This is a genomic window from Bradyrhizobium sp. 2TAF36 (assembly GCF_052114925.1).
Lineage (GTDB): Bacteria > Pseudomonadota > Alphaproteobacteria > Rhizobiales > Xanthobacteraceae > Bradyrhizobium > Bradyrhizobium barranii.
On record NZ_JBFRFR010000037.1, the window covers coordinates 70374 to 81282 of the forward strand.

Annotated in this window: 12 protein-coding genes; 4 read left to right on the forward strand and 8 right to left on the reverse strand. The window is 65.0% G+C overall.

The window, feature by feature from the left end; genetic code table 11:
* Nucleotides 1-2: 2 nt before the first annotated feature.
* Together AB4Z51_RS22130 and AB4Z51_RS22135 are read right to left on the reverse strand one after the other, a co-directional pair.
* The gene (locus tag AB4Z51_RS22130) at nt 3-764 is read right to left on the reverse strand and encodes an ABC transporter ATP-binding protein (RefSeq protein ID WP_085403695.1); all 762 of its coding nucleotides are present in this window, start codon (nt 762-764) and stop codon (nt 3-5) included.
* Nucleotides 764-1783 carry an ABC transporter substrate-binding protein gene (locus AB4Z51_RS22135; RefSeq protein WP_441497964.1) on the reverse strand — a complete coding sequence of 340 codons (1020 nt, stop codon included), beginning with the start codon at nt 1781-1783 and terminating at the stop codon, nt 764-766. Before AB4Z51_RS22135 ends, AB4Z51_RS22130 begins: the two co-directional genes overlap by 1 nt.
* Nucleotides 1784-1877: 94 nt before the next feature.
* Between AB4Z51_RS22135 and AB4Z51_RS22140 the strand changes: the two genes are divergently transcribed.
* The 3 genes from AB4Z51_RS22140 (at nt 1878) to AB4Z51_RS22150 (ending at nt 6775) form a co-directional block, all read left to right on the forward strand.
* A complete protein-coding gene (locus AB4Z51_RS22140; protein WP_085403697.1) occupies nt 1878-2588 on the forward strand; it encodes a GntR family transcriptional regulator in 711 nt (236 codons plus the stop codon).
* Nucleotides 2589-2793: 205 nt separating this feature from the next.
* Nucleotides 2794-3207 (forward strand): response regulator, encoded by a 414-nt coding sequence (locus tag AB4Z51_RS22145; RefSeq protein WP_085403698.1) that lies wholly within the window; start codon nt 2794-2796, stop codon nt 3205-3207.
* Nucleotides 3208-3274: 67 nt separating this feature from the next.
* Nucleotides 3275-6775, forward strand: coding sequence for a PAS domain S-box protein (locus AB4Z51_RS22150; RefSeq protein ID WP_441497965.1), 3501 nt, complete (start codon nt 3275-3277; stop codon nt 6773-6775).
* A gap of 155 nt (nt 6776-6930) precedes the next feature.
* Here AB4Z51_RS22150 and AB4Z51_RS22155 read toward each other — a convergent pair whose 3' ends face one another.
* Entirely contained in the window at nt 6931-7566 is a 636-nt protein-coding gene (locus AB4Z51_RS22155; protein WP_071916993.1) for a response regulator transcription factor, read from the reverse strand.
* A 149-nt stretch (nt 7567-7715) separates the two neighbouring features.
* Between AB4Z51_RS22155 and AB4Z51_RS22160 the strand changes: the two genes are divergently transcribed.
* The gene (locus tag AB4Z51_RS22160; RefSeq protein ID WP_085398200.1) at nt 7716-8006 is read left to right on the forward strand and encodes a hypothetical protein; all 291 of its coding nucleotides are present in this window, start codon (nt 7716-7718) and stop codon (nt 8004-8006) included.
* Nucleotides 8007-8060: 54 nt separating this feature from the next.
* Here AB4Z51_RS22160 and AB4Z51_RS22165 read toward each other — a convergent pair whose 3' ends face one another.
* From AB4Z51_RS22165 to AB4Z51_RS22185, 5 genes are all read right to left on the reverse strand, one after another.
* Nucleotides 8061-8564 carry a response regulator gene (locus AB4Z51_RS22165; protein ID WP_085398201.1) on the reverse strand — a complete coding sequence of 168 codons (504 nt, stop codon included), beginning with the start codon at nt 8562-8564 and terminating at the stop codon, nt 8061-8063.
* A 155-nt stretch (nt 8565-8719) separates the two neighbouring features.
* Nucleotides 8720-9037: a hypothetical protein gene (locus AB4Z51_RS22170; RefSeq protein ID WP_014490546.1), complete on the reverse strand. Its 318-nt coding sequence runs from the start codon at nt 9035-9037 to the stop codon at nt 8720-8722.
* A gap of 2 nt (nt 9038-9039) precedes the next feature.
* Complete coding sequence (locus AB4Z51_RS22175) at nt 9040-9921, reverse strand: CheR family methyltransferase (protein WP_441497966.1); 882 nt, start codon at nt 9919-9921, stop codon at nt 9040-9042.
* A 59-nt stretch (nt 9922-9980) separates the two neighbouring features.
* Nucleotides 9981-10367: a response regulator gene (locus AB4Z51_RS22180; protein ID WP_018321619.1), complete on the reverse strand. Its 387-nt coding sequence runs from the start codon at nt 10365-10367 to the stop codon at nt 9981-9983.
* 32 nt (nt 10368-10399) lie between these two features.
* The gene (locus AB4Z51_RS22185) at nt 10400-10876 is read right to left on the reverse strand and encodes a chemotaxis protein CheW (protein ID WP_063980462.1); all 477 of its coding nucleotides are present in this window, start codon (nt 10874-10876) and stop codon (nt 10400-10402) included.
* Nucleotides 10877-10909: the final 33 nt, after the last annotated feature.

A 10909-nucleotide genomic window follows, 5' to 3' on the forward strand; every position in this document is an offset into this window, starting at 1 on the left:
CCTCAATGCGCCGTGGCTTCGGCGGCGAACAGGAGATCGTGGATCTCCTTCTCCAGCCGGCCGGCGCTGCCGTCTCCATTCGAGACCTTGTCGACGTCGACCACCTCGGCCTTGACGCGGCCGGGATGCGGCGACAGCAGCAGGATGCGGTTGCCGATGCGGATCGCTTCCGCGATGGAGTGYGTCACGAACAGCACCGTGAATTTGGTCTCGCTCCAGAGCTGAAGCAGCTCGTCCTGGCAGGTGCGCCGCGTCAGCGCGTCGAGCGCGGCGAACGGCTCGTCCATCAGCAGGATATCGGGCTCCATCGCCATGCCGCGCGCGATCGCAACGCGCTGCTTCATGCCGCCGGACAGCGTGTGCGGATAGGCATCGACGACGCGGGTGAGGCCGACCTTCTCGATATAGGCCCGCGCGCGGGCCTCGGCGTCCTTGCGCGACAATTTTCGCGCGGTCAGCAACGGGAACATCACGTTTGCGAGCACGCTCTTCCAGGGCAGCAGCTGGTCGAACTCCTGGAAGATCATCATGCGGTCGGCGCCGGGACCATGGATCTCGCGATCGTTGATGCTCATCCGGCCTTCGCTCGGCATCATGTAGCCGCCGACGGCCTTGAGCAGGGTCGACTTGCCGCAGCCGGACGGCCCGAGCAGCACGAAGCGGTCGGACCTGTCGACAGTGAAGCTGACCCTTTCGGTGGCGGTGACGACCGCGCTGGAGGTCTTGTAGCGCAGCGTCACCCCGTTGACGTCGAGCAGCGCCATCAGTTGCCCTTCAGGTCGTGCGCGACGGGGAGATAATAGTCCGTCCAGGCCTTGGGCTGCATCTTCAGCGTGCCGGTCTTGTACAGATGAGCTGCGAATTTCATCGTGCCCTGCGGCTCGAGATTCCATTCCATCATGCCGGGCTCCTTCAGGAGATCGAGCAGCTCTTCCACCGAGGTTTTGTCGCCGGTGATCTCCTTGTAGATCTCGACCGCCTGCTTGGTGTCGCTGCGGATCAGATCCTGCGCTTCCTTGGTGGCATCGCGCACCGCCTGGATGATCTTCGGATTGGCGTCGGCGAATTTCGTCGTGGTGAAGAACTGCGCCTGGCTCAGCGGACCGCCCATCACGTCAGGCGAATTCAGCACGACATGCGCGCCCGGCACGTTCTTCAGCTCGAGGAAGGTGAAAGGCGGGATCGAGAAGTGGGTGTGGACCTCGTGCTTCGAATTGGACAGCGCCGCATAGGCGTCGGGATGGCCAAGCTGCACGGTGTTGGCGTCCAGCTTCGACCATTGGTCGGCACCAAAGGCCTCGGYGGCCGCGATCTGAAGCACGATCGCCTGGGTCGAGACTTTTACGGTCGGCACCGCGATCTTGTCGCTCGGACCAAAATCCTTGATCGACTTGATGTTGGCGTCGCGGCTGATCAGCGTCATCGGCTGCGCCGAGGTCGCGACGATGCCCTTCACGCCGCCGCGGGTGCGGTCCCACAGCAAAAGAAGATTGCCGGTGCCGGTGTTGAGGATGTCGACGCCGCCGGCGAGCAGCGCATCGGTCTGCGCGCCGCCGCCGGAAAAGGTTACCCATTTGGTGGTGACGCCGGGTACGCCGAGCGAAGCTGCGTGCTTCTCGATCAGCTTCTGCTTTTCCATGATGTGGCTCGGCATGTAGAAAATGCCGGGCTGGCGCGACAGCGAGATCTCGGATTTCTGCTGCGCATGCGCCGCGGATACCGGCAGGACCGTTGCGGCGATCAGGGCGGCAGCCGCAAGCTTGCTACGAAGATGCTTGATCATTGTTGTGTGTTTCCTCCGGCCAGCGTCGAGCTGCGTTGACCCTACTGATGCACTAATATATTAGTGCATCAAAGGCAAGCCCGCGGGACCCGCCATGGAAGCAACCGATACCGCGCCGCGCGCGGCACGACCCGCCCGGCTCGATCGCGCCCGCCAGGCCGCGCCGCAGGTGTTCGAGCGGCTGCGCAATGCGATCATCGCCCTGGAGCTGCCGCCGGGCGCGCCCCTGTCACGCGCCGAGCTTGCCGGCCAGTTCGGCGTCAGCTCGACACCGGTGCGCGATGCGCTGATGCGGCTGGAGGAGGAAGGGCTCGTCGACGTGTTTCCGCAGCACGCGACCGTGGTCAGCCGGGTCGACGTCGGCCGCGCCGAGCAGGCACATTTCCTGCGCCAGGCGCTGGAGCTCGAAATCGTCCGGATGCTCGCGGAACAGCATGACCAGGCCCTGGTCATCCGCCTTGACCACGCGGTCGCGCTCCAGCAGCAATTCGCCAAGGCCGGGGACTTCGAGAGCTTCATCGCCGGCGACAACGATTTTCACGCGCAGCTCTACGCCGCCGCCGGAAAGCAAGACCTGTGGACGCTGGTGCGCAGCCGCAGCGGGCATATCGACCGGCTGCGCCGGCTGCATCTGCCCTCGCCCGGCAAGGCCCAGAACATCGTCCGCCACCACAAGCTGATCACGCGCGCGATCGAGGCCGGAGACGCCGACGCCGCGCAGCAGCATCTGCGCAAGCACCTGTCGGGCACGCTCAGCGAGCTCGACAAGATCCGGAGCCACCATCCCGAATACCTGACCGATTAGGCCCGCGACACGATCCGGGCGTGCGTCAGGGACCGCATGTGCACGTAAGCATGCATATGGCCGACCTCGCCGAAATCGCGCGAGGCGGACAAGGTGTCGGCCGCGAAGTGCTTGCAGGCCGGACGGAAACCGCGCAACAATTTCGCATTTGATGCTTTGATTTGGGGTCGCTGGAACGTCCCATCCGGCCCGGAGGGTTTCAGACGTGGCCAACATCCTGATTGTGGATGACGACCCGGCCGTGCAGATCACGATCCGGCTGATCCTGGAGAGGGCCGGCCATCACGTCACCGCCGCCGGCGACGGCCACACGGGGCTTGCGCTGTTCGAGGCGAGCCGGTTCGACCTCCTGTTCCTCGACATATTCATGCCTGGCATGGACGGACTGGAGACGATGCGCCACATCCGGGTGCTGCAGCCGGCCCTTCCGATCATCGTCATTTCCGGCCGCGCCGTCGCCCCGGACGCGTATGCCGAGCCGGACTTTCTGAAGATGGCGACCAAGCTCGGCGCGGTCGCAAGTCTGCAGAAGCCGTTCCGGCCGGACGCCCTGCTCGCCGCTGTCGACGGCTGCCTCCCATCCGCGCCACAAGCCAATGCCGCCTCCGGCAGCCGATGACGGGGCGATCCATGTTGCAGCGTAGCAGGACATTCGGGACCGCTCGCGACGCGGCGCGAAGGCCGATATGACCCTCGCGACCCGGCTGGCCATCGCAATGATCCTGCTGGTCGCGGCTGCGGTCTTCGCTGTCGGATGGCTGAGCCATTACAGCCTGGAACAAGCGTTCCTGCCGCGCGTGCTCGACCGTATCGAGGGCCACTCGCGGCTCCTGGCCTCGCAACTCGAAGCGCATGTGAACGGCGCTCGCGCCGACGTTGCGACGTTCCGCTCCCGTGCCGCCGCGCGCGGCATGATCGATGCCCATTTCAACGACGGGGTCGATCCGGTCGATCACCTCTCGGAGAAGACCTGGCGCGACCGCTTGCTGACGCGCCTCGTGGCCGACGTCGGCGCCAACCCGGCCTACGCAAAATTCCGCATCATCGGTGCCGACGGCGTCGAGTATCTGCGCGTCGACCGCTCCGGCCCGAACGGAGCGGTGCGTGCGGTTCCCGACGATGCCTTGCAGAACAAGGGCGAGCGCTCCTTCTTCCAGGCGGCGATCAAGCTGGCAGAAGACCAGGTCAGCGTCTCCCCGGTCGAACTGGACGTCGACGACGGCGTGGTTCAGATGCCCTATGTTCCGACCTTGCGCGTCGCGGCGCCCCTGTTTGGGTCCGATCACCGGCTGTTCGGCATCGTCGTCGTCAATGTCGACATGCGCCAGGTGTTCGACCGTATCAGGATATCGATCCGGAACGGTGAAGCGGTCTATGTGGTCGGCCGTAACGGCGATTATCTCGTGCATCCGGATCGCACCCGCGAGTTCGGTTCGCAACTGGGGACACCAACACGCTGGCAGGACGACTTCCCCCATTTCGCAGCCATCACCGGATCGACGCTGGGTGCGACCCAGGTCGTGCCGGGCAGTGACGGCAAGCCGAGCGGCACCGCGATCGCGCCCGCAATCCTGGCCGAGGACCAGTGGGTCGGTGTCATCCGCGTCGTGCCCAACGCCGTCTTCATGGCGCCGGCCGTCACCATCGAGAAATCGACCATCACGATCGGCCTCATCGCGGTGCTGGTCGCCGCCATACTGGCCGTGCTGCTGGCGCGGTCGTTGACCCGGCCGATCGGGCAGCTCACTGCGGCGGTCGAGTGGCTCGGTCGGGACAATTCCATCAGAATTCCAACCGACGCCCCCGGCGAGACTGGTGTGCTGGCGCGGGCATTTGCCCGTTTGATCGATGAAATGCGGGCGAAGACGGCAGCGCTGGAGCATGAGGTCGAGGAGCGGCGGCGCACCGAGGCCGCGCGCGACCAGCTCGCCGTCCGCGAACGCCTGTTCAGCGCGGCGGTCGAATCCTCCGACGATTCGATCGTCATGCAGACGCTCGACGGCATCATCATCGGCTGGAATGCGGCGGCCGAGCGCCTCTACGGCTATACGGCCGAGGAAGCGGTCGGACAGCCGACCTTGATCCTCCTGCCACCCGATCGCCGCGAAGAGGGCAAGGACTATCTGCGGCGGATTGCGACGGGCGAGCGGATCGAGCACTTCGAAACGGTGCGCCTGCGCAAGGACGGCAGTCCGGTCGAAATCTCGGTGAGCCTGTCACCGATCAGGGACGATTCAGGCGAGATCATCGGCGCGTCCGGCACGGCGCGCCGCCTGACCGATGCGCGACGGACCGAGCGCGCGCTGCAACAGCAGATCGAGGAACGGCGGCAGCTGTTCGACGCCTCGGAAGATCTGATCATGATCATGGATTCGCGGGGCCATATCGTGCAGGTCAGCCCGAGCAGCCAGGCCGTGCTCGGCTACCCGCCGGACGAGATGATCGGCCGCAGCGGCGTCGATTTCATCCATCCCGCGCATCTCGAGCAATCCCGCGAGGAGATGCGCGCGCTCCGGCGCGGCGGGCACCCCAGGCTCGCCGACACCCGCTGCATCCACAAGGACGGACGCGAGGTCTGGCTGTCCTGGCTCGGCAACTGGTCAGATCAGGCCAAACGCTTCTTCTTCGTCGGACGCGACATGACTGAGGCGAGGCGCGCGGAAGAGTCCTTGCGCGAAAGCGAGCTGCTCGCGCGCAATATCGTCGAGACCGCGCTCGACGCCTTCGTCCAGACCGACGAGCGCAGCACCATCCTGAACTGGAGCTCGCGGGCCGAGGAGCTGTTCGGCTGGCGGCGCGACGAAGCGCTGGGCAGGAATGGGGTCGACCTCATCGTCGCCGAGAGCGAGCGGGAGCGGGTCAAGGCCGGCCTCGCGCGCTTCCTCGAGTCCCAGGACGGCCAGACGCTCAACCGCCGCCGCGAGCTCGCGGTTCGCCGTCGCGACGGCAAGGAATTCAGGGCCGAGCTGAGCGTCACGGCGCTGAAACGCCGCGAAGGCATTCTGTTCAACGTGTTCTACCGCGACCTCACCGACAAGATCGCGTCCGAGGAGCGCATCCGCCACGCCGACAAGATGGAGGCGGTCGGCCAGCTCACCGGCGGCGTGGCGCATGACTTCAACAACATCCTCACCGTCATCACCGGGACGATCGAGATCCTGGCCGACGCGGTGGCGAAGGAGCCGGAGCTTGCGGCGATCACGAAGATGATCGACGAGGCCGCCGGGCGCGGCGCCGAGCTGACCCAGCACCTGCTCGCCTTCGCGCGCAAGCAGCCGCTGCAGCCGCGCGAGGTCGACATCAACGCGCTGATCATCGACACCGCAAAGCTGTTACGCCCGACGCTGGGCGAGCAGATCCAGATCGAATCGGTGTTCGAGGACGAGAGCTGCGTCGCGATCGTCGACCCCAACCAGCTCACCACCGCGATCCTCAACCTCGCGCTCAATGCCCGCGACGCCATGCCCGGCGGCGGCAAGCTGATCGTGGAGACGGGCGCCGCCTATCTCGACGAGGTCTATGCCAGCGTCAACGACGTCAGGCCCGGACACTATGTGCTGATCGCCGTGAGCGACACCGGCACGGGCATTCCTGCGCACATGCTGGCCCGGGTGTTCGATCCGTTCTTCACCTCGAAGGGACCGGGCAAGGGCACCGGGCTCGGGCTTTCGATGGTCTACGGCTTCATCAAGCAGTCCACGGGCCACATCAAGATCTACAGCGAGGAAGGCCACGGTACCACGATCAAGATGTATCTGCCGCCCGGCAAGACGGCCGCGGCCGTGGGCGAAGGCGTGACGCCGTCGACGATCGAGGGCGGACAGGAGACGATCCTCGTGGTCGAGGACGACCGGCTGGTGCGCGACTACGTGCTGGCGCAGCTGCATTCGCTCGGCTACGTCACCTTGCAGGCCGCGAACGCAGCTGAGGCGCTCGCGATCGTCGCCACCGGCAAGCCGTTCGACCTGCTGTTCAGCGACGTCATCATGCCCGGCAAGTTGAACGGACGGCAGCTTGCCGACGAGGTGTCGAAGACGCGTCCGGACCTCAGGGTGGTCTACACCTCAGGCTATACGGAGAACGCGATCATCCATCACGGCCGGCTGGATTTAGGCGTGCTGCTGCTGGCAAAGCCGTATCGCAAATCCGATCTGGCGCGGATCATCCGCAAGGCGCTGAGCAGTTGAGGAACCGTGTCCCGGACAAGGCGCAGCGTGCAACGCTACGGCGCAGAGCCGGGACCCAGAACTGTCAGCCGTGACATTGGAGAGATGGGCCCCGGCTCAGCAGCGCATCATTGCATGACGCGCTGCGTCCGGGGCACGAGAGATGGCCAGTCGCGTTACGACGCGCGCTGGGCCGCGGTCATCACGATGCGGATCAGATCGGCGGCGTTGCGCGCCCCGAGCTTCTTCATGATGTTGGCGCGATGGTCCTCGATGGTGCGTGGGCTGATGCCGAGCGTGCGGCCGGCTTCCTTGTTGGACGCACCGGAAGCGAACTGCTCGAGCACCTCGCGTTCACGCCGCGTCAACGGCTCGCGTCCGGGGAAGTGCAGCGAAGAGAATTTCGGCGATACGCTCTCTGCCTGCCTGCGTGCATAGGCTCCGATCGCCTCGTCCAGCCGGCCGACGATCTCGCTGCCGCGGAACGGCTTTTCGATGAAATCGAGCGCGCCGCTCTTGATGGCGCCCACCGCCATCGAGATGTCGCCCTGCCCGGAGATCATGAAGATCGGCGCCGGATAATCTTCGCCCTGCAGTTCCTTCAGAATGTCGAGGCCCGACTTTCCGGGAATGTGCACGTCGAGCAGGATCGCAGCCGGCGTACGGTTCCGCGCGACGGAGAGCAGCGCTGCGCCGTCCGCAAAACAGATCACCTCATAACCCGCCGCCTTCAACACCATCGACAAGGTGTCGCGAACCGCAGGGTCGTCGTCGACCACGAAGATTTCACCACGAGAGGTTTGCTCGGCCATGTGCCACATCCAGTTGGCATTACGGACTCGCGTCCGCGCCAACCGTTATGGCGTTCGGCGCGGATTCGGCCCACCCGTATTTGTACGGGACATAGACTTAACGCACAAGTAGCGGCATTGCGCCTAATTGCAGGAGACGGAGAATATCCATGCTAAATTTGGCCGATACGCTGCCGCTGGTCGCAACATCCGAGGCCGACAGCCAACGATTGATCGCCGCCGACCTTCGCTTGCTGATCGCGCAGATCGAGACCAGTATGCGCCGGATCGCCGCAGCCATGGATCAAGAACACAGCAACGATCCGGAAGGTTCCGCCGACGTCTTCATACTCGACGACGTCACGCCGCGTTATGCCACCGCGAACGCCGCTCTGAACGCCTGCCGGGCAGGCCTCGGCCACGCCCTGCAATACCTGTCTGAATCCGGCAATCCGGCTTGAATTGCGACCGGCGCGGCGCAGTGCCCGCGTCCGATCGCATGGCAGCTCCGCGCCTCAGGCGCGGTGCCGTTCCACGATCGCGTCGGTAGCGACGCCACCCCAGGTGTGGATCGCCGGCAGCCCCATTGCGGTCTTGCCGAGATTGGCGAGACTGATCCGCAGGGCGGCGAGATCGAGCGGCTTCGGCAGGCCCTGGAGCTGGATCCCGACGGAACGAGCGAAGCTGCGGGCGGCGCTGCGGCGCTTGCCGTCCATACCGCTGATGACGATCACGTGGCCTGCGAATTTCGCGGCCACCATCTCGCGCAGCACGTCGATGCCGTCGCCATCCTCCAGCACGAGATCGAGCGTCACGCAGTCGAAGCGGGCGGCGCGGAGCTTCTCGATCGCCTCGGCGACGGACGGCGCCACCGTGACTTCATGGCCGGCCTGCTTGGCGGCGACCGTGATCAGGCTGCGCTGCGTGGCGTCGTCGTCGACCACCAGGAGCTGAAGCGCACGCCGCTCGGCGACGTCGGGCAGATTTGACGGGATGGGGGAGAGGGAACTTCGGGGCATTGCCGTATCCTGAGATTGAGACGGGCAATGTCTACACGGCTCGCGCTTAGGCCACGTAAAGCCGGTGCGGCGAATTCGTCCGGATGTTTTAGCAAATATGAACCAACGTCTCGGAAAGCGGCGACGGGGCGAGCGGGACGAGGCCTATTTGGCGATCACGCTGCCTCGTCACGGCCGCCGGCGGCGCCGCGCTTCTTGCGGTTCTTGCCGCGCAGGAACTGGATGTCCATTTCGGCGCCGTTGACGCGCACCAGCTCGCAACGGCGATAGGCGAGCCCGGTCGACGACAGCAGCAGGAAGAATTCCTTCAGGTTCAATCCCTGGATCGAGCCATCCACGGTGAGGATGGCATCGGTGTCGGAAATCGCATTGAGCTTGCAGTCGCGCCGCCACGTGCCGTCGATCGCCATGATGCAGACATCATAGCCACGACTGAACGTGACGCGCTCCGCGCCCTTGCCATCCTCTGCCATGCCTATCGTCCTGCCAACACCGCCATGCGCGGCGGCGCGGCGCCGGCGAGAGCCGGTTTGGCTGCCGCTGCACGCGGGTCGTTCGGCTTGTAGAGGCCGCGACGATCCGGGATCGGCCTGAACGTGTCGGTCAGTCCGACCACGGTTTCGGCTGCACCCAGCACAAGGAAGCCGTCTCCCTCGATCTGGCGGGCGAGGCGGTTGAAGATGTTGATCTTGGTGTCCTGGTCGAAATAGATCAGCACGTTGCGGCAGAAGATGACGTCAAAGGTGCCGAGCTGGGCAAAATCATGCAGCAGGTTGAGCTGCCGGTGCTGGATCATCGCGCGCAGCTCGGGATTGATCTGCCACGTCTCGCCGGTCTGCTTGAAATATTTCATCAGCATCTGGATCGGCAGGCCGCGCTGCACCTCGAACTGGCTGTAGATGCCGGCCTTGGCCTTCTCGAGCACCTCCTGCGACAGGTCGGTGGCGATGATCTCGACGCGCCAGCCGGTCAGGGCCGCGCCCATCTCCTTCAGGCACATCGCGAGCGAATAAGGCTCCTGCCCGGTCGAGCCGGCGGCGCACCAGATGCGCACGCTCCGTCGGCCGGCGCGCGCCTYGATGACCTCAGGCATGATGGTGTCGCGGAAATGATCGAACGGGACCTTGTCGCGGAAGAAGAAGGTCTCGTTGGTGGTCATGGCTTCGACCACGCTGGTGACGAGCGCGCTCGAGCCGCCCTGCAGCTTCTGCACGAGCTCGCCGATCCCGGACAGCCCGGCCTTGCGGGCGAGCGGCAACAGCCGGCTTTCAATCAGATATTGCTTGTCTGCGGACAGGTCGAGCCCGGAATGATCCCTCAGGAACTTACGCAGATACTCATACTCGGTCGGGGTCACGGATAGCCTCTCGGAAGCTGTACTGGGGACACTCTGGCTGAAGCGCTCGGGCCAGATACTCAGACCATGGCTTGTCCGACCGGGATCAAGCCGACTTCAGCGAACTTGTCGGCGATGATGTCTTTATCGAAGGGCTTCATAATGTACTCGTTGGCGCCGCCGCTGAGCGCCTGGGCGATATGAGCCACGTTGTTCTCGGTGGTGCAGAACACCACCTTCGGTTGGTCGCCGCCGGGCAGCCGGCGCATGTGGCCCATGAACTCGAAGCCGTCCATCACGGGCATGTTCCAGTCGAGCAGCACCGCATCGGGCAACTGCCGCTGGCAGATCTCCAGCGCCTTCGAGCCGTCCTCGGCCTCGGTGACTTCGAATTCCAGGCCTTCCAGGATCCGGCGTGCGATCTTTCGCACGACGCTGGAATCATCGACCACCAAACATGTCTTCATTTTGGTTCTCCGGCTTCGATGTTTCGGTTAGCTCAGGCAGCCATTTGCACTTCGGTTTTAAGCTCGAGGACGCGATCGACGTCGAGGACGACCATGAGCTGGCCGTCGAGGCGGTGGACGCCGCCGGCGAGCTTCGCCATGCGGGGGTCGAGGTTGACGGGGTTCTCTTCCATGCCGGCCTCGGCGAGCCGCAGCACTTCGCCGATCTGGTCGATCAGGAGGCCGTAGGATTCACCGCGCAGGTCGACGCCGACCGCCATCGGGGTCTTGCCGTCCTCGGGCTTGGGCAAGCCGAGCCGGGCGCGCATGTCGACCACGGTGACGATGCGGCCGCGCAGGTTCAGCACCCCCGCGATCTCGCGCGAGGACAGCGGAACGCGGGTGACGCGCTCGGGCATGAACACGTCCTGCACGCGGGAGATCGGCAGGCCGAACAGCTGGCCGCCGATCATCGCGGTGACGTATTCGACCATGGCGCCTTCGCCGATCTGCGTCTTCTTGTTGCTCATAGCGGTATCTCCTGATCCCCAGTGCCGTTACGC

Coding starts and splice junctions, on each gene's coding strand:
- AB4Z51_RS22185 (WP_063980462.1), bottom strand. CDS start 10,876: ATGAGCAACAAGAAGACGCAGATCGGCGAAGGCGCCATGGTCGAATAC.
- AB4Z51_RS22155 (WP_071916993.1), bottom strand. CDS start 7,566: ATGGCCGAGCAAACCTCTCGTGGTGAAATCTTCGTGGTCGACGACGAC.
- AB4Z51_RS22150 (WP_441497965.1), top strand. CDS start 3,275: ATGACCCTCGCGACCCGGCTGGCCATCGCAATGATCCTGCTGGTCGCG.
- AB4Z51_RS22165 (WP_085398201.1), bottom strand. CDS start 8,564: ATGCCCCGAAGTTCCCTCTCCCCCATCCCGTCAAATCTGCCCGACGTC.
- AB4Z51_RS22160 (WP_085398200.1), top strand. CDS start 7,716: ATGCTAAATTTGGCCGATACGCTGCCGCTGGTCGCAACATCCGAGGCC.
- AB4Z51_RS22170 (WP_014490546.1), bottom strand. CDS start 9,037: ATGGCAGAGGATGGCAAGGGCGCGGAGCGCGTCACGTTCAGTCGTGGC.
- AB4Z51_RS22180 (WP_018321619.1), bottom strand. CDS start 10,367: ATGAAGACATGTTTGGTGGTCGATGATTCCAGCGTCGTGCGAAAGATC.
- AB4Z51_RS22140 (WP_085403697.1), top strand. CDS start 1,878: ATGGAAGCAACCGATACCGCGCCGCGCGCGGCACGACCCGCCCGGCTC.